Source organism: Parageobacillus caldoxylosilyticus, assembly GCF_019272935.1.
Taxonomy (GTDB): Bacteria; Bacillota; Bacilli; order Bacillales; family Anoxybacillaceae; genus Saccharococcus; species Saccharococcus caldoxylosilyticus.
The window spans coordinates 496,101-513,388 of record NZ_CP040553.1; the positions used below are offsets into that span (position 1 = coordinate 496,101).

Genomic DNA, 17,288 nt, shown 5'->3' on the forward strand with positions numbered 1-17,288 from the left:
ACTATATGGCAAAATGAAAGAGGTAATAGCCGCATATATCGTTCCGCCCGCAACAGGGCAAAGCTATCTTTTATGCGGCGAAGCATGCTCATCGACATATTCCCGATAGCGGCGATGGACGGTCGCTTTTGATACGTGATAGCCAAAGCCGCGCAACGTGGCGGCGATTTCGGCAAACGTCAAACCGCTGTGGCGCAAGCGGACGATTTCTTCGACAGGAAGCTCTATTCGTTCCCGTCCGGCGTTTTCCCCCATATGTTTTAAATTTCGTTCGGGACGGTAGCCTCGCTCCACCGCCCGCTTCATCCCGCGCTTAATTTTTAAATTATGTATTTTCCGTTGATATTCTTCAACAATGCTAATAATGTTCAGCACCATCTCATCCGCTTCCGACAGCTGCATTTCACCGTTATGGGCGATGGTATATATTTTTACCCCTTCTTTTTGGATGCAATGAAGCAGGGCTATTCGCGCATGGCCGCGCCCCAGCCTTGTTTCATCTTGAACTAAAAGGGCATCAATCTCTTGTTCTTTTAATGCTGAAAACAGCTCAAACACGCCTTCTCTGTCCACTTCATAGCCGCTCGCCTGCTCCATAATCACTTTCGCTACTTCAAAGCCGTGCTTCTTCGCAAGCTGTTCAAGCTCTTCCTTCTGCCGTTCGAGCGACGTTTCCTGCTCTTCTTTTTCGGTGCTGACGCGGCAGTAAATAATCGCTTTCATGCGATACCATCCTCTTTTCATATTATTGGTTGACAGCCAGCTGTCTATCTTCCTCTGATTTTAACACAGGAATGACAATTTTTTCACCGGCAATAATCCGCTGGCCGGATAGGTGGTTAACGTCGACAACCCAGTTGATGAATTCCTCGGTGGAAAGCCGATGTTGATCTTCATATTCTTTCGCCAGTTTCCAAAGCGTGTCTCCAGAAGCAACGGTGATTTCCATATATTGATCTTTTTCCACCGGTTTGTTTGCGTAAAACAGCGCCCCAATCACCATAAACAGCAACGAAGAAAAGAGGAGATAATGCACCATCATCCGCTTCATATTTCCCACCTCTTGAGAATGTTTGTTCGGTTTTGTTCTCATTATAATAAAGAACATTTGTTTGTGTCAATATAAATCTCGAACTTATGTTTGTTTTTTCCCTATCACCGTGTTATAATGTAAGCAAATGATGTGGCAAGAGGTGTATAGGATGACGAAACTATCAAAACGGCAGCAGCAAATTTTAGATTTCATTAAAAAAGAGGTAAAAACAAAAGGATATCCTCCTTCTGTCCGGGAAATTGGCGAAGCGGTCGGACTTGCTTCGAGCTCTACCGTCCATGGGCATCTAGCGCGGCTCGAAAGCAAAGGATATATTCGCCGCGACCCAACGAAACCGCGCGCGATTGAAATATTGGATCCCGATTTCACCGCGTCGAAGGAAAAAGAAGATGTCGTCTCTGTGCCTATGATCGGAAAAGTGACGGCCGGACAGCCAATTACCGCGATTGAAAACATCGAAGATTATTTTCCGCTGCCAAAACGGCTCGTTTCTGCAGAAGATCAAGTTTTTATGCTGGAAGTGATGGGCGACAGCATGATTGAGGCCGGGATTTTGGATGGCGACTACGTGATTGTGCGCCAGCAGTCTTCCGCCGATAATGGGGATATCGTCGTGGCGATGACCGAGGACAATGAGGCAACCGTCAAGCGCTTTTTTAAAGAAAAAGACCATATTCGCCTGCAGCCGGAAAATTCGAATTTAGAGCCAATTATCGTCCGCAATTGCACCATTCTCGGCAAAGTGATCGGCGTCTATCGCATTATTCATTGAAATAGAATAGAAAACGAAGCCAGATGGAGAGTTCTCTGCTTGAACGCATGATAAAAAGGCTGTCTCATCCGCATGAGACAGCCTCTTCGTTTTTAATACAGTTCCATATATTGATCGCGTTCCCACTGATGGACCGCGGTGCGGAACATATCCCATTCGATTTCTTTCGCTTCGACGAAATGTTCGAATAAATGTTTTCCGAGCGCTTGCACAATGACTTCATCCGACTTTAAGTTTTCGAGCGCTTCCGCCAATGTCGCTGGCAGGTCGACGATTCCTTCTTCTAAGCGCTCTTCTTTCGTCATGACGTAAATGTTGCGGTCGACCGGAGCCGGTGGAGTCAGCTTGTTTTTGATTCCATCTAAGCCCGCTGCTAATAATACGGCCATCGCCAAATACGGATTGGCTGCCGGGTCGACGCTGCGCACCTCAATGCGCGTGCTCATGCCGCGTGAAGCTGGGATGCGGATGAGCGGGCTGCGGTTGCGGGCGGACCAGGCTACATAACATGGCGCTTCATAGCCAGGAACGAGACGTTTGTAGGAGTTGACAGTCGGGTTCGTTACCGCCGTAAAGTTTGGTGCGTGTTTCAGCACGCCGGCAATAAATTGCAGCGCTGTTTCGCTTAATTGCAAATCCGCATTTGGATCAAAAAACGCATTTTCATTATTTCTAAACAAGGATAGATTGCAATGCATCCCAGACCCGTTAATGCCGAAGATCGGTTTTGGCATAAATGTGGCGTGAAGGCCGTGTTTACGGGCGATCGTTTTGACAACGAGCTTAAATGTTTGAATGTCGTCGCACGCTTTCACCGCATGGGCGTATTTGAAATCAATTTCATGCTGGCCAGGCGCCACTTCATGGTGGGAAGCTTCAATTTCAAATCCCATTTCCTCAAGCTCAAGCACGATATCGCGCCGGCAGTTTTCCCCTAAGTCCGTCGGCGCTAAATCGAAATAGCCGCCTTGGTCATTTAATTCCAACGTAGGGCGCCCATTTTCATCTAATTTAAAATAGGAAAAACTCCGGCTCCGCGCCCAGGTTGAACGAAGTAAAGCCGAGCGCTTCCATTTCTTTTAACACCCGCTTTAAGTTATAGCGCGGACATCCTTCAAACGGTGTGCCGTCTGCATTATAAATGTCGCAAATAAAGCGGGCTACTTTTCCTTTTTCCGCCGTCCACGGGAAAATGACAAACGTATCCAAATCAGGGTATAAATACATATCCGATTCTTCGATGCGGACAAATCCTTCAATCGAAGAACCATCGAACATCATTTTATTGTCTAGCGCTTTCTCTAGCTGGCTGATTGGAATTTCGACGTTTTTAATCGTGCCAAGAATATCGGTAAATTGCAGGCGGATATACTTGACGTTTTCTTCCTTGACGATGCGCATAATGTCTTCTCTTGTGTATTTTGCCATTTTGAAACTCCTCCCCGGCTCCCAATTTTTTACTGCCAACGATCATTAATGAAAGAAGCGAGCGAGATCTCCTTGGCGAAGTGATGCACGTTGGAAACGCCCCGCCTGCAGCAGCTCCGTTCGCAAAATTTCGCGCAGCTCCTCGTCCGATAGTTTCTGTTTCACGACTTTTTCCACTTTTTCTGGCTGCTCTTTGCGATCGGCCTGCCGCGACGCAAAAATTTGCTTAATGCCGGCCAAGTTGACTCCTTGATCAATCAAATCTTTGATTTCAAGAAGGCGATCGATATCGTTGAGGGAAAACAAGCGGCGGTTTCCCTCGGTTCGTGCTGGAGAAACGAGGCCATGCTCTTCATAATAACGGATTTGGCGGGCGGACAATTCGGTCAATTGCATCACAATCCCAATCGGAAACAATGGCATGGAACGACGGATGTTGCTATTCATGCCAATTCCTCCTCGCTTATGATAGTTTCATTTTACAACCTGTCAGAAAATGTGTCAACAAAATGTTAGATTTTCTTACAAACGAATTAATTGCTTTTCGATTAATTGGTCAATCGCCGAACAAATCGCGATTTTTACATGGGAATACGTTAATCCTCCTTGTACGTAAGCCACATACGGCGGGCGGATCGGCCCGTCCGCCGTTAATTCAATGCTCGCTCCTTGGACAAAGGTTCCTGCTGCCATAATCACATCATCCTCGTAGCCAGGCATATAGCTTGGGTACGGGGTGAAGTGGGCATTAACCGGAGAGGAAAATTGAATCGCCTGGCAAAAAGCGATCATTTGCTCTGGATCGTCAAACTGGACAGATTGCACTAAATCGGTGCGCTCCGCATTCCAGGAAGGATCCGTGTTTAGACCGATCCGTTCTAACATCGCAGCCGTGAAAACCGCCCCTTTTAGCGCCTGGCCGACGATATGCGGCGCTAGGAAAAAGCCTTGATACATTTCATGCAGGCTATATAACGCCGGTCCCGCCTCCGCACCGATCCCCGGTGAAGTCATGCGGTACGAACAGGCCTCTACATATTGTTTTTTCCCGACAATATAACCACCTGTTTTCGCAAGCCCCCCGCCGGGATTTTTAATGAGAGAGCCGGCGATTAAATCGGCGCCGACATGGCACGGTTCTTTTTCCTCGACAAATTCTCCGTAGCAATTGTCAACGAAAACGACGACATCGGGCTTCACGGTTTTGACAAAAGAAATCATTTCGCGAATTTCTTCAATCGTAAAGGATGGTCTTGTCGCATAGCCTCTTGAACGCTGAATGCCGATCATTTTCGTCCGCTCATGGATGGCCGCTTTGACGGCAGCGAAATCCACCTTCCCTTCCGGGGTGAGCGGCACGCTTTGGTAACTGATCTGAAATTCTTTTAGCGAGCCGCTGCCGCTGCCACGGATGCCGATGATTTCTTCGAGCGTATCATATGGGTTTCCAGTAATGTACAATAACTCATCTCCCGGACGCAAAATGCCAAATAATGCGATTGTAATCGCATGCGTCCCAGAGATGATTTGCGGGCGGACAATGCCTGCTTCGCCGCCGAATACATCGGCATAAATTTGTCCCAGTGTATCGCGGCCGATGTCATCATAACCATATCCGGTAGACGGAATAAAATGGCTGTCGCTGACTTGATGGCGGCGAAAGCTGTCTAACACGCGATATTGATTCACATCAATGCGTTCGTCAATTTTTTGATGAATCGGAGCAATTTGCGCTTCCACTTCTTTTACTAGTGCAGCAATTTTTTCTCCATGTCGCAGCTGTGTAAACATACGATGACCCTTTCTATTTTTGAAATTGACGCAACTGTCCGTATAGCGGATGTTTTGGCATGACATACCCTTTGCATTCATACATGCCGCTTTCTTCATTATAGTGCAATTCGTGCAAAATCGTTTCTGATTTCAACTGAGCCAGCAATTTTCCTTCATCATCCGGGATCGATACGTAATAGCCGACCATCTGTTTCTTGACCATCTCTTCGATAAACTGCCGCAGGCGCCGAATATCATCGGCACAAAATGCGCTCACCATCATCGCTTCCGTTTCCGTGCTTGGCACAAAATGAGGATGGCGAATATCCTGCTTATTATAAATAGTCACAATAGGAATAGACGCCACACCAAGCTCATCGAGCAGATCGTAAACCGTCTGTTCATGATGATAATAATCCGGGTTGGAGGAATCAACGATATGCAAAATTAGATCCGCTTCTTTTACTTCTTCCAGCGTCGAACGAAACGCCGCGACTAACGTCGTCGGCAAATCTTGAATAAAACCGACCGTATCGGTTAAGAGCACCGTATAGCCGCTCGGAAGAATGAGCCTGCGCGTCAGCGGATCAAGGGTGGCAAACAATAAATTTTCTTCGAACGAATCGGCAGCGGTCAAACGATTAAACAACGTTGATTTTCCTGCGTTCGTATAACCGACAAGAGAAATTTGAAAAGCGCGATTTTTTTTGCGGCGCTCCCGATAGCGCTCGCGATGTTCGGCTACCAGTTTCAATTGTGTTTTAATCTCATCGATGCGCCGGTAAATATGGCGGCGATCCGTTTCTAGCTTCGTTTCCCCCGGCCCCCTCGTGCCGATTCCGCCGCCAAGGCGGGACAACGCTGTCCCTTGTCCGCCTAAACGCGGCAATAAATATTGCAATTGCGCCAGCTCTACTTGCAGTTTTCCTTCTTTCGACCGGGCGCGCTGGGCGAATATATCTAAAATAAGCTGGGTCCGGTCAATAATGCGCACCGCCAGCTGTCTCGCCAAGTTGCGGTTTTGGCTTGGCGACAGTTCATCGTTAAAAATAACGAGATCCGCTTCCGTTTGCTCGACAAGATGTACAAGTTCTTCTACTTTTCCTTTTCCGATATAGGTGGCCGGATGGATCGCTTCCCGTTTCTGCGTCACCGTCGCAACCACTTCTCCGTTTGCCGTATGCACGAGCGATGCCAATTCTTCCATCGAATAAAAAAACCGCTCATCATCGATATGAGGAAGCTGGCATCCGACTAAAATCGCTTTCTCCCGTTCGCTCAATTAGGCACCTTCTTTCCAGCAGCATGACTGAGTCTGTCTCCATCATAGCAAATCTGCGGCAAAATCGCTACGGCCTTTGCAGCAAACATTCTTGTTCCAGCTATTGATTTTCCGCTCCCTTCGCCATACAATGTTACCGTATGACAGGAAGGAAAGGGATGCATAGATGACATGGGAAGTGTTAAGCATCATCGGCACGATTGCGTTTGCGATCAGCGGCGCGATTGTTGCGATGGAAGAAGAATATGATATACTTGGCGTTTATATTTTAGGCATTGTCACCGCGTTTGGCGGCGGCGCGATCCGCAATTTGCTCATCGGCGTTCCCGTCTCTGCTTTATGGGAACAAGGATTTTTATTTGTCATCGCCTTGATCGCCATGACAGTCGTTTATTTATTTCCGCAAAAAACATTGCCCCATTGGAAACGGTGGGGAAACTTTTTTGATGCGCTCGGCCTTTCCGCATTTGCCATTCAAGGCGCGCTGTACGCTGTTAAAATGAATCACCCGTTAAGTGCGGTCATTGTTGCCGCCGTGCTGACCGGAAGCGGCGGCGGCATTGTCCGCGACATTCTTGCCGGCCGAAAGCCGCTTGTGCTGCGCGCGGAAATCTATGCGGTATGGGCGATTGTCGCCGGCATCGCGGTTGGCACAAAATTGGCGTCCACCCCTTTTGAGCTTTATCTATTGTTTGTTGTCGTCGCGCTATTAAGGATTTTATCGTATACGTACCATTGGCAACTGCCGCACCGTTCGCTAAGGAATCAGGCTGTCGATCAACCTCAAAAAACCGGCGTATGATGCACGCCGGTTTTTTCGTTACAGTCGTTCGATAATCGTCGCCGTCGCCATCCCATGGCCGATGCAAATCGTCAACAGCCCATATCGGCCATTGCGCCGCGCCAGTTCGTAAACGAGCGAAGTCATTAATTTTGCCCCTGTCGCCCCTAGCGGATGGCCGAGCGCAATGGCGCCGCCATTGACGTTTACTTTAGAGAGCGGCGCGCCGATTTCTTTTTGCCATGCCAATACAACAGGGGCAAATGCTTCGTTAATTTCAATTAAATCGATATCCTCAATCGTTAATCCTGCCTTTTCAAGCACCTTTTTTGTCGCCGGAATCACGCCGTCAAGCATATAGGTCGGGTCGGAGCCGACGACCGTCTGCACGACGATGCGCGCTTTTGGCGTTACACCAAGCTTTTGAGCCACCTCCTTTTCCATCAATAACACCGCTGCCGCTCCGTCACTCATTTGGCTCGCATTGCCGGCGGTAATTTTGCCGTTTTCCCGGAAAACGGGCTTCAAGGAAGCAAGCGCTTCCGGGGATGTATCCGGACGCGGCCCTTCATCTTTGGTGACGATGATTTCGTTTCCTTCCTTATCGAGTCCTTTTACCGGCACGATTTCTTTGTCAAATATTCCTTCCTGCTGGGCGCGAAGAGCGCGCTGATGGCTTTCGTATGCGTAGGCGTCAAGCTGTTCGCGCGTTAAACCATACTTTTCCGCGATTAGCTCGGCGGAAACGCCCTGATGGACAAATTCGTATTTTTCATGGAGCGATGGCGGAATCGTATGTTCGTTGCCGTCGCTTAAAATCGGCACCTTCGTCATGCTTTCGACTCCGGCGGCAATCGTAATGTCCATGTCGCCCGAGCGGATTTCCTGAGCAGCGAAATGAATGGCCTGCTGTCCTGATCCGCACATCCGATTGATTTGCACCGCCGGCACTTCGACGGGAAATCCTGCCTCGAGCGCAGCGAGCCGGCCGATGTTGTAGCCTTGTTCGGCAATCGGCGTCACACAGCCCATGACGATGTCTTCGACTAACCGTTTTTCTACTCCTGCTCTTTTCACTACTTCATCGAGTACCGTCGCCGCTAAATGGACAGGATGGACGTTGCGGAACACGCCGTTGCGTTTGCCGACCGGCGTGCGCACCGCTTCGACAATCACCACTTCTCTCATCGGCTTTCCCCCTCGCGTCTATTCATTGTACGTATAAAATCCTCTTCCTGTTTTCCTTCCTAAATATCCTGCTTCAACTAGCTTGCGCAGCAGCTGCGGCGCCCGGAAACGGTCCCCGTATGCTTCCGTTAAGTTTTCGCTGACAAACAGCATCGTGTCCAGTCCGACCATATCAGCAAGCTCTAACGGCCCCATCGGATAATTCAAACCGAGGCGGACCGCTTTGTCGATATCTTCGGCAGAGGCGATCCCTTCCTCATACATGCGGATGCATTCGATCATATGCGCGGCAATCGCCCTTGTCGTGACAAATCCTTGCCGGTCTTTGACGATGACCGTTTCTTTGCCAATTTCTTCGGACAGGCGCTGAATCGCCGCCACCGTATCATCGGATGTCGTCTCGCCTTTGACGATTTCAATGAGCTTCATTACCGGCGCAGGGTTAAACCAATGCATGCCGATCACTTTATCCGGCCTTGCCGTCGCCGCAGCAAGCGCCGTAACGCTTAGCTCGGACGTGTTCGTCGCCAAAATCGCTTCCTGTTTCGTATAACGGTCTAACTGTTGAAAAACGTCTTTCTTTAACGTTAAATCTTCCGGCACCGCTTCAATGACGACATCCACGTCTTGCACCGCTTCTTGCAAACCGGTAGCGGTACGAATGCGCTGCAGCGTTTGCTTTGCATCCTGTTCCGATAATTTTCCCGCTTTTACAAACCGGGAAAGGCTTTTTTGTATCGAAGCAAGCCCTTTGTCAAGGGCCGCCTCGGAAATATCATATAAACGGACCTCTTTGCCCGCCATCGCGAGCGACTGGGCGATGCCGCTTCCCATTAATCCAGCTCCAACAACAGCAATCGTCTTTGCCATAACATCTCCCCCATTCAAAGTCAAGTCTATCGCTCGTTTATAGCACATTATTTGTTATTGAGCATTCGTACTAGAATAATAGTTTTGCAGCTCTTCACGCAGTTTCCGTTTCAAAAATTTTCCTACGCTCGTTTTCGGTATTTCTTTCATAAAGACGATATCGTCCGGCAGCCACCATTTCGTAAACTGCGGCCGCAAAAAGTCATACAGCTCTTCTTTCGTGACTGTTTTTCCTTCTTTCAGCACGACGCAGGCAATCGGGCGCTCCTGCCATTTCGGATGCGGAACGGCGACGACCGCCGCTTCAAACACCGCTTCATGAGCCATGAGCGCGTTTTCCAAATCAACGGAAGAAATCCATTCCCCGCCGCTTTTGATCACATCTTTTGTCCGGTCAACAATTTTCACAAACCCTTCCTCATCAACGGTGACAACATCGCCCGTGTGCAGCCAGCCGTCACGAAACGCTTCTTTTGTCCGCTCGTCATCGTAATATTCACCGGCAATCCAAGGGCCGCGCAAACATAGTTCGCCCATTTCTTTTCCGTCCCAGTTTACTTCGCCTTCTTTGCCGACGATTTTCATTTCCAGGCCTGGGACGAGAATGCCCTGCTTCGCACGGAATTCGAGCTTTTCTTCATACGGCAGATCTTGCTGATAGCTTTTCAGGCGCGATACTAATACGAGCGGGCTTGTCTCCGTCATGCCGTAGGCGTGAATAAACGGAATATGATACTTCTCTTCGAATGCGCAGATGATGCCTTTTGGCGCCGCTGCACCGCCGCAAATGACGCGCGTCAAGCTGCTTACATCGTAATTGCCTTTCTCTAACTCTTGCAGAAGGCCGAGCCAAATTGTCGGCACTCCGGCGGTGATCGTCACTTTTTCCGACTCGATTAATTGCGCCAGTACTTTAGGCGTAAACGCCGGCCCCGGCATGACGAGCGTCGCGCCGAACCATGTGGCGGCAAACGGAATCCCCCATGCATTAACGTGGAACATCGGTACGACCGGCATCGCGACATCGCGCTCGCAAAGCCCGTGCGTATCGGCAAGCCCGAGCGCCATGCTATGCAAGACGGTGCTGCGGTGTGTATATACGACGCCTTTTGGATTTCCCGTTGTCGCCGACGTATAGCACATTCCCGCCGGCTGATATTCATCCAAATCTTTTTTAAACGGGAAGGACGGGTCTCCTTGCTCCAATAGTTTTTCATAATGATAGACAGGGGAAAGCTTCGTTTCTGGAAGCTCTTCTTTATCGGTCATCAGGATAAACGCGCGCACGTTCGGAATCTCGTCTTTCACTGCCTCAATTGCCGGAAGCAAATCATCATCAATAAGCAGCACGCGGTCGTCGGCGTGGTTAATAATATAGGCGATATGCTGAGGCGAGAGACGGATGTTAATCGTATGAAGCACCGCGCCGATGCCCGGGATGGCAAAATACGCTTCCAAATGGCGGTGATGGTTCCAGGCAAAAGTTCCGACGCGGTCGCCGACGGAAACGCCGAAATCGGCCAAGACACTGGCAAGCCGTCTTGTCCGTTCGCCAATTTCCTTATATGTATGGCGGACGATGCCGTGCTTCAGGCGGGAAACGACTTGTTTCGTCGGAAAGAACATTTCCGCTCTTTCTAACATCGTTGAAATATTCAATTGCGTCTTCATCATTTCCTCATCACTCCTTCATTTCGCAATGGATTCGCATGTTCATTCAATAATGGCGCTCTTTTCCGTTTTTGCAATGTGTTTGGCCCGTAGCGGGTAGCCACTTCGATGCGCCCGTCTGTGATGTGGATCATCTTGCGGTAACGGTCATCCGCAAACATTGTTTTCGCCTCATCCGTTTCGAGCACGGGCGCAAGACAGCAATCGACCGTTTGGCTAAACTCCAGCCACTCCTTCATCGTTTTCGACCGGAACAGGTTTACGATTTCTTGATAAACATGGTTGGCTTCGTCCGCCGGCGAATAATGATGCGCAATCCATTCCGGCTTGCCGACGGCGCGGCAAAAGTTTTCCCAAAAGTTCCTTTCCAAGGCGGCGAGGCTGACATAGCGGCCGTCTTTCGTCTCATACAGCTGATAAGACACGATCGTGCCGGCAAGCTCGGTGATGCCGTTTTTTCTACCAGTCTGATGTTCTATGGCAAAATGGTTGGCCATCATCGACAGCAAGCCATCGACTAAGGACAGATCGATGTACGTTCCTTTTCCGGTCCGCTCGCGGTAAAACAAGGCGGCAAGAATTTGTTCGGCAGCATGGATGCTCCCGATTAAATCGGCAAGCGTAATCGTCGGATGGACAGGACGGCCTTGTCTATCTTTTAACTGAGCCAACACGCCGGTAAGCGCCATATAATTTAGATCGTGGCTGCCGAAAGACGCATACCGGCTATGCTGGCCGAAGCCGCTGATCGAGCAGTAAATGATTGTGTCATTCCACTCGCGCACATTGTCATATCCTAGCCCGAGCCGCTCCATGACCCCCGGGCGGAAGCTTTCGATAAGAACATCGGCTTTAGAAACCAGACTTTTTGCTGTTTGCAGATCCCGTTCATTTTTTAAATTTAATGCGATGCTTTTTTTGCCTGCGTTATTGGCGTGAAACACGCACTCATCGGCAAGCGAGCGCAGTCTGTCGCCGGCAGGCGGTTCGATTTTAATGACTTCAGCGCCTAAATCAGCAAGGCGAAGGCTGGCAAATGGGCCGGGCAGGTAGTGGGAAAAATCGATGACTGTAATTCCGTTTAACACAAAGCCACCTTCTTTCTATAAATCCAAGTTTCTTGCAATGATGGTTTTCATCATTTCATTCGTTCCGGCATAAATCGCGCTGACCGGAATGTCGCGGTAACGTCTGGCAATCTCGTATTCTTCCATATAGCCGTAGCCGCCGTGCAGCTGCATGCTCTCGGCGGCGACTCGCTTCGCCATTTCCGTAATCCACCATTTCGCCATCGACACGTGTGTGACGACATTTTTTCCTTGCATATGTTCTTCAATGACACGGTCGACAAACGTCCGTCCGAGAGCAATTTCCGTCGCCATTTCGGCAAGGCGGAATTGAACGGTTTGAAACTCGCTAATGCGTTTTCCAAACGCCGACCGCTGCATGACATATTGCTTCGTCAGCTCAAACATCACTTCCGCCGCCGTCTGTGCGGCGATTGCCACCACCAGCCGCTCTTGCTGGAGCTTTTCCATTAAGTAGTAAAAGCCTTTTCCTTCTTCACCAAGCAAGTTTTCTTTTGGCACTTTCGCATCATTAAAAAACAATTCGGCCGTATCTTGCGCGCGCAGCCCGACTTTTTCAAGCTTGCGGCCGCGCGTAAACCCTGGTGTATCGCGCTCGACGACAAGCAGGCTGATGCCCCGGTGCGGCGGTTTGGCATTCGGATCGGTTTTGCAGGCAACGATGATTAAATCGGCGTGGATGCCGTTGGTAATAAATGTTTTTTGCCCGTTGACGATATAGTAATCACCGTCTTTGACCGCCGTTGTTGAAATGCCGGCTAAGTCCGATCCCGCTCCCGGCTCGGTCATCGCGATCGCCGTAATAATTTCACCGGATACGCATTTTGGCAGCCACTTTCGTTTTTGCTCTTCCGTTCCGTAAGAGGCAAGGTATGGAACGACGATATCGTTATGCAAGCCGATGCCGACCATGCTAGATCCAACTTTTTCTAGCTCTTCATTGATCACGACCGAATAGGCGAAATCGGCGTTAAAGCCGCCGTACTGTTCATCGACCCATGGGCAAAGAAAGCCGTTTTCGCCCATTTTCGCCCAAAAGGAGCGGGGGATGATCCCGCGTTTCTCCCATTCTTCATAGTATGGATATGCCTCTTTTTCCAAAAACTTGCGAAAGGCGTCCCGGAAAATGTGATGCTCTTCGCGTAAGTAGCGAGCTGTCATTGGTCATCCCTCTTTTCCGCTTTTCGCCGCGTTTTTCATTTGTCTGCGAAGCAAAAATTTTTGAATTTTCCCGCTTGCATTGCGCGGAAGGGTATCGACAAAGTAATAGGCGCGCGGCCGTTTATAAGGAGCGAGGCGGTCGCTGTTTTTGCAAAATTGCTCCAGCTCCTCTGCGGTAACATCCGGGTCTTTTTTGACGACAAACGCCACGACTTTTTCGCCCCACTTTTCATCCGGCTCGCCGACAACAGCGACATCGAGCACGCCGCGGTGTTCGTACAGCACATCTTCCACTTCGCGCGGGTAGACGTTTTCGCCGCCGCTAATAATCATGTCATCGACGCGGTCTGCGACATACAGGTAGCCGTCTTCATCGATATAGCCTAAGTCGCCGGAATGATACCATCCTTTATACATCGCCTTTGCCGTCGCTTCTTCGCGGTTGTAATAGCCGACCATCATACACGGACCACGCATAATGATCTCGCCGACTTCCCCTGGCGGCAGCACTTCATCCGGATCGGACGGACCGTCTTCCTGCGGCCTGACGACGCGAATTTCATGGTTCAGGCAGGCGCGGCCGGCCGAACCGGCTTTTGTCAATTGTTCATCTTCTAGCAAAAACGTCACCGCCGGCCCCATTTCCGTCATGCCGTACGCTTGAATAAGCTGGATGCCCAGCCTCTCTTGACATTCTTTCACAAGAACCGGAGCCATCGGGGCGGCGCCGTACAATCCGAGACGGAGCGAGGATAAATCGTAATCGCTTACATTTTCCTGCAACAGCATATTCCACATTGTTGGCGCGGCAAACAATAACGTAATGCGTTCCTGCTCGATCGTTTTTAAGACAAGCTTCGGGTCAAAATGATGAAGAATGACATTCGTCGCACCGGCATGCACGCGCGGCAAAAAGCAGCAATGCAGCTCCGCGCAATGAAACATTGGAGCGCTGACAAGCCCGCGGTCCGTATCGCGAATGCTCATGACCGCATTGCAAATCATGCTCTGTTCAATCATATCGCGATGACGGTGCATCACCCCTTTTGGCCATCCGGTCGTGCCGCTGGTGTACATCATCACATAAATGTCATTTTCTGATACATCCATCGAAGGAGCGGTTGCTTGCGCATTGCTGACAAGCACGTGGTAATTGGCAGCATATGATGGTGTATCGTCGTCAATGTACCAAAACGAAATGTGCGGGAATTGACCATGAATGCCCGTCATTTGCGGCTCCACTGCCTTCTCGAACAAGACGACTTTTGGCATCGCATCTTCAAGAATGTAAGCGATTTCTTTTGACTTCAAACGAAAATTAATCGGGTTGAACACGGCGCCGATTTTTGCACAGGCGAAAAACGCCGTCCCAAGTTCAAGCGTATTGTACAAAACGGTGGATACCCGGTCTCCTTTTTGCACTCCTGCTTCAAGCAGCGCGTTGGCGAGGCGGTTTACTTCCTGTTCCCATTGCTCATACGTATAGCGGCGTCCTTTCATGATATCGACGACCGCTTCTTTTTTCGGAAATTTCCGCACCGTCTGGGAAAATACTTCCCCGATCGTCATGTACAAGCGCCATACCCCCTTTATCCCTTTAAAGTATCATTACTATAACATATCAAGGAGCGGACGGTAATATGCAAAAATGATAAAATATACAAATTATTCAAAATATTCCGCTCCCGCTTCCCCTTGCTTATTTATTCGGCATATGCTCGCAAAATCCTTTCTGTTGCACAAAAAAAGAAAGGGATTTCCCCTTCCTTTTTAGGAACTGATGACGAGATCACGGTCGCGGATCAGCATCAGTTCCTTTCTATCATATCTCCCTTCGTGCAGAAGGCGCACCGCCTGTTTGCGGATTGCCTTTTCAATTAAGTTGCGGACGTAGCGTCCGTTGCTGAACTTGCCGCGCTGGTTTGTTTCAAGCACTTCTTCAATATGGCCATATAATTTCCGTTCCGCTTCCGGCGTAAACTCATATTCCCGTTCACGCAGCATCTGTTTTGCAATTTTCACCAGCTCATCGACCGTATAATCTGGAAACTCGATCGTTAACGGAAAACGGGACGGCAAGCCTGGATTTAATGATAAAAAATAGTCCATCTCTTTCGGATAGCCCGCCAAAATGACAACCAAATCATCGCAATAGTCTTCCATTCCTTTAACAAGCGTATCAATCGCCTCTTTGCCGAAATCTTTTTCCCCGCCGCGGGCAAGCGAGTATGCTTCATCAATAAACAAAATCCCGCCGCGCGCTTTTTTGATTAAGTCCCTCGTTTTATTCGCAGTATGTCCGATATATTCACCGACTAAATCGGCTCGTTCCGCTTCGATAAAATGCCCTTTGGAAAGCACGTTCATTTCAAAAAACAATTTTCCTAACAGCCGCGCCACCGTCGTTTTTCCTGTGCCAGGATTGCCTTTAAAAATCATATGGAGCGCTTGTTTATTCGATTTTAAGCCGTTTTCTTTGCGGACTTTGTTAATATAAAGCCACGCGTAAATTTCTTTAATGATTTTTTTTACATGATCGAGCCCGATCAGCTGATCGAGTTCTTTTTGAATATTTTTTAACGCTTGATGCTCTTCATAATTAATGAAATCATGTCGGTCCTCTTTTACTAGATGATTAATATTTTTCGAATTGAGAACAATGTTAATTTGTCCTTTTGCCTTGTTCATCGTTAATTCCGACAATGGGGTGTCACCTCACTTCACCATTTTCGTGGCTGCCTTTTTCACCGCTTCGTTATTTATCAGTATACGTCTTTCACCGCCGATTCGTGACAATCGCCCAAGTAAAAGAAACAAGCAAGCAGCATAGTTTGGCAAGGAATACAAGTTTGTATATTTTATTCAGCATAACCGATTTTTACGCGTAAAAAAGTGCCCGCCTGTTCAGACGGGCACTTTTGGTTTCCATTCGTTATATAAAACGCATTTATTCTGTTTCAAACTGAATGTTTTTTTCCGGGGCAAATGTCGAAATCGCATGTTTATAAATGAGCTGCTGCTTTCCTTGGACTTCCAGCAAAACGGTAAAATTGTCAAACCCTTTGACGTAACCGCGCAGCTGAAAGCCATTTAGTAAATATACGGTGACTTGTGTTCCATCTTTGCGCAACTGATTTAAAAACTGGTCTTGAATGTTAATGGAATTTTTCATAAAACGTCCTCCTCTTTTTCTCTCTAGCTAATTTTATATATTCGCTTCTAATTGAAGCTTTCCTGCTATGTATTGAAAAATTTCCTCTGTTTTCTCATCGAACTTCGATACATCAGTCATATCGAACCATTGAACAGGCATTTGGTTGCGAAACCATGTCAACTGCCGTTTCGCATAGCGGCGTGAGTTTTGCTTCAACTGTTCGATTGCTTCTTTTAAGGAAACGCGCCCATCAAAATAGTCATACAGTTCTTTATAGCCGATCGCCTGCACAGATTGGCAATCGCGAATGCCGCGGTCATATAATGCCTTCGCTTCTTCCAGCAGCCCTTCGGCAAGCATTTGCTCGACCCGTTCGTTGATGCGTCGGTACAATTGTTCCCGTTCCATCGTCAGCCCGACGATGGCGGCATCATAAACAAGTTGTTTCGTTTGTCCGCGCTGCCATTCCGTCATCGTCTTGCCTGTGCAATGATATATTTCCAGTGCGCGGATGACGCGGCGGATATTGTGCGGATGAATGCGTGCGGCGCTTTCCGGATCAACGGCTTTCAATTTTTCATACAATGCTTGTTCTCCCTTCTCCTCGGCAATCTTTCGCAACTGGCGGCGATATGCTTCATCGGAAGGAGCAGCAGAAAATTGGTAATCATAAATGACCGATTGAATATATAGCCCGGTGCCGCCGACGATCATCGGCAGGCGCCCGCGCGCGGAAATTTCATGAATAAGCGAGCGGGCAAGCTGCTGGAATTCCACGACGGAAAACGATTCCCACGGTTCTTTAATGTCAAGCAAATGATGTGGAATCCCTTCCATCTCCTCCGGTTTAATTTTTGCCGTTCCGACGTCCATTCCTTTGTAAATTTGCATCGAATCCCCGCTGATGATTTCCCCATTTAACCGCTTTGCTAAAGCGATGCTTAATTTCGTTTTCCCGACGGCGGTCGGTCCAATGATGACGACAAGCTTCTCTCCCATCGGCAGCTCCACTACTTTCTTTTTAGCAATATGTACATTTATTTATTATATCCAAATACACAAAAAT

16 protein-coding genes and 1 pseudogene are annotated in these 17,288 nt (G+C 48.7%); 2 read left to right on the plus strand and 15 right to left on the minus strand.

The window, feature by feature from the left end:
* Positions 1 to 63: 63 nt before the first annotated feature.
* Together BV455_RS02520 and yneA are read right to left on the minus strand one after the other, a co-directional pair.
* Entirely contained in the window at positions 64 to 723 is a 660-nt protein-coding gene (locus BV455_RS02520; protein ID WP_042410817.1) for a YneB family resolvase-like protein, read from the minus strand.
* Between the two features lie 22 nt (positions 724 to 745).
* The gene (gene yneA / locus BV455_RS02525; protein ID WP_017435023.1) at positions 746 to 1,051 is read right to left on the minus strand and encodes a cell division suppressor protein YneA; all 306 of its coding nucleotides are present in this window, start codon (positions 1,049 to 1,051) and stop codon (positions 746 to 748) included.
* Positions 1,052 to 1,202: 151 nt separating this feature from the next.
* Between yneA and lexA the strand changes: the two genes are divergently transcribed.
* Positions 1,203 to 1,826 carry a transcriptional repressor LexA gene (gene lexA, locus BV455_RS02530; RefSeq protein WP_017435024.1) on the plus strand — a complete coding sequence of 208 codons (624 nt, stop codon included), beginning with the start codon at positions 1,203 to 1,205 and terminating at the stop codon, positions 1,824 to 1,826.
* Positions 1,827 to 1,918: 92 nt separating this feature from the next.
* Here lexA and glnA read toward each other — a convergent pair.
* The 4 genes and pseudogenes from glnA to hflX form a co-directional block, all read right to left on the minus strand.
* Positions 1,919 to 3,254, minus strand: a pseudogene (gene glnA / locus BV455_RS02535) (type I glutamate--ammonia ligase).
* 45 nt (positions 3,255 to 3,299) lie between these two features.
* Positions 3,300 to 3,701, minus strand: a complete 402-nt coding sequence (locus BV455_RS02540; protein ID WP_017435026.1) for a MerR family transcriptional regulator — start codon at positions 3,699 to 3,701, stop codon at positions 3,300 to 3,302.
* Positions 3,702 to 3,776: 75 nt separating this feature from the next.
* Complete coding sequence (locus BV455_RS02545; RefSeq protein ID WP_042410816.1) at positions 3,777 to 5,045, minus strand: methionine gamma-lyase family protein; 1,269 nt, start codon at positions 5,043 to 5,045, stop codon at positions 3,777 to 3,779.
* Positions 5,046 to 5,058: 13 nt separating this feature from the next.
* On the minus strand, positions 5,059 to 6,309 hold the full coding sequence (gene hflX, locus BV455_RS02550; RefSeq protein ID WP_017435028.1) for a GTPase HflX: 1,251 nt from the start codon (positions 6,307 to 6,309) through the stop codon (positions 5,059 to 5,061).
* Positions 6,310 to 6,475: 166 nt separating this feature from the next.
* On the opposite strand from hflX, the gene BV455_RS02555 reads away from it, so the two are divergent.
* Positions 6,476 to 7,111 carry a trimeric intracellular cation channel family protein gene (locus BV455_RS02555; RefSeq protein ID WP_017435029.1) on the plus strand — a complete coding sequence of 212 codons (636 nt, stop codon included), beginning with the start codon at positions 6,476 to 6,478 and terminating at the stop codon, positions 7,109 to 7,111.
* 18 nt (positions 7,112 to 7,129) lie between these two features.
* Here the strand turns inward: BV455_RS02555 and BV455_RS02560 are convergent, their stop codons facing one another.
* From BV455_RS02560 to miaA, 9 genes are all read right to left on the minus strand, one after another.
* Complete coding sequence (locus BV455_RS02560) at positions 7,130 to 8,278, minus strand: thiolase family protein (protein WP_017435030.1); 1,149 nt, start codon at positions 8,276 to 8,278, stop codon at positions 7,130 to 7,132.
* An 18-nt stretch (positions 8,279 to 8,296) separates the two neighbouring features.
* The gene (locus tag BV455_RS02565; protein ID WP_017435031.1) at positions 8,297 to 9,148 is read right to left on the minus strand and encodes a 3-hydroxyacyl-CoA dehydrogenase family protein; all 852 of its coding nucleotides are present in this window, start codon (positions 9,146 to 9,148) and stop codon (positions 8,297 to 8,299) included.
* 54 nt (positions 9,149 to 9,202) lie between these two features.
* Positions 9,203 to 10,822, minus strand: a complete 1,620-nt coding sequence (locus BV455_RS02570; protein ID WP_218687732.1) for a long-chain fatty acid--CoA ligase — start codon at positions 10,820 to 10,822, stop codon at positions 9,203 to 9,205.
* Positions 10,819 to 11,907, minus strand: a complete 1,089-nt coding sequence (locus BV455_RS02575) for a CaiB/BaiF CoA transferase family protein (protein WP_042410808.1) — start codon at positions 11,905 to 11,907, stop codon at positions 10,819 to 10,821. The genes BV455_RS02570 and BV455_RS02575 overlap by 4 nt, the downstream gene beginning before the upstream one ends.
* Positions 11,908 to 11,922: 15 nt before the next feature.
* Positions 11,923 to 13,068: an acyl-CoA dehydrogenase family protein gene (locus BV455_RS02580; RefSeq protein WP_042410806.1), complete on the minus strand. Its 1,146-nt coding sequence runs from the start codon at positions 13,066 to 13,068 to the stop codon at positions 11,923 to 11,925.
* Between the two features lie 3 nt (positions 13,069 to 13,071).
* Entirely contained in the window at positions 13,072 to 14,643 is a 1,572-nt protein-coding gene (locus tag BV455_RS02585; RefSeq protein ID WP_218687733.1) for a fatty acid--CoA ligase, read from the minus strand.
* 195 nt (positions 14,644 to 14,838) lie between these two features.
* The gene (spoVK, locus tag BV455_RS02590; protein WP_042410803.1) at positions 14,839 to 15,771 is read right to left on the minus strand and encodes a stage V sporulation protein K; all 933 of its coding nucleotides are present in this window, start codon (positions 15,769 to 15,771) and stop codon (positions 14,839 to 14,841) included.
* Positions 15,772 to 16,015: 244 nt separating this feature from the next.
* Positions 16,016 to 16,240 carry an RNA chaperone Hfq gene (gene hfq, locus BV455_RS02595; protein ID WP_017435037.1) on the minus strand — a complete coding sequence of 75 codons (225 nt, stop codon included), beginning with the start codon at positions 16,238 to 16,240 and terminating at the stop codon, positions 16,016 to 16,018.
* Between the two features lie 33 nt (positions 16,241 to 16,273).
* Positions 16,274 to 17,221, minus strand: coding sequence for a tRNA (adenosine(37)-N6)-dimethylallyltransferase MiaA (gene miaA, locus BV455_RS02600; RefSeq protein ID WP_017435038.1), 948 nt, complete (start codon positions 17,219 to 17,221; stop codon positions 16,274 to 16,276).
* Positions 17,222 to 17,288 lie beyond the last annotated feature (67 nt).

Bases quoted from the DNA above. Each gene is read 5' to 3' on its own strand.
- BV455_RS02520 (WP_042410817.1), bottom strand. From the start codon at position 723: ATGAAAGCGATTATTTACTGCCGCGTCAGCACCGAAAAAGAAGAGCAG.
- BV455_RS02560 (WP_017435030.1), bottom strand. From the start codon at position 8,278: ATGAGAGAAGTGGTGATTGTCGAAGCGGTGCGCACGCCGGTCGGCAAA.
- BV455_RS02570 (WP_218687732.1), bottom strand. From the start codon at position 10,822: ATGATGAAGACGCAATTGAATATTTCAACGATGTTAGAAAGAGCGGAA.
- BV455_RS02565 (WP_017435031.1), bottom strand. From the start codon at position 9,148: ATGGCAAAGACGATTGCTGTTGTTGGAGCTGGATTAATGGGAAGCGGC.
- BV455_RS02545 (WP_042410816.1), bottom strand. From the start codon at position 5,045: ATGTTTACACAGCTGCGACATGGAGAAAAAATTGCTGCACTAGTAAAA.
- yneA (WP_017435023.1), bottom strand. From the start codon at position 1,051: ATGAAGCGGATGATGGTGCATTATCTCCTCTTTTCTTCGTTGCTGTTT.
- miaA (WP_017435038.1), bottom strand. From the start codon at position 17,221: ATGGGAGAGAAGCTTGTCGTCATCATTGGACCGACCGCCGTCGGGAAA.
- BV455_RS02555 (WP_017435029.1), top strand. From the start codon at position 6,476: ATGACATGGGAAGTGTTAAGCATCATCGGCACGATTGCGTTTGCGATC.
- hfq (WP_017435037.1), bottom strand. From the start codon at position 16,240: ATGAAAAATTCCATTAACATTCAAGACCAGTTTTTAAATCAGTTGCGC.
- BV455_RS02580 (WP_042410806.1), bottom strand. From the start codon at position 13,068: ATGACAGCTCGCTACTTACGCGAAGAGCATCACATTTTCCGGGACGCC.
- BV455_RS02540 (WP_017435026.1), bottom strand. From the start codon at position 3,701: ATGAATAGCAACATCCGTCGTTCCATGCCATTGTTTCCGATTGGGATT.
- lexA (WP_017435024.1), top strand. From the start codon at position 1,203: ATGACGAAACTATCAAAACGGCAGCAGCAAATTTTAGATTTCATTAAA.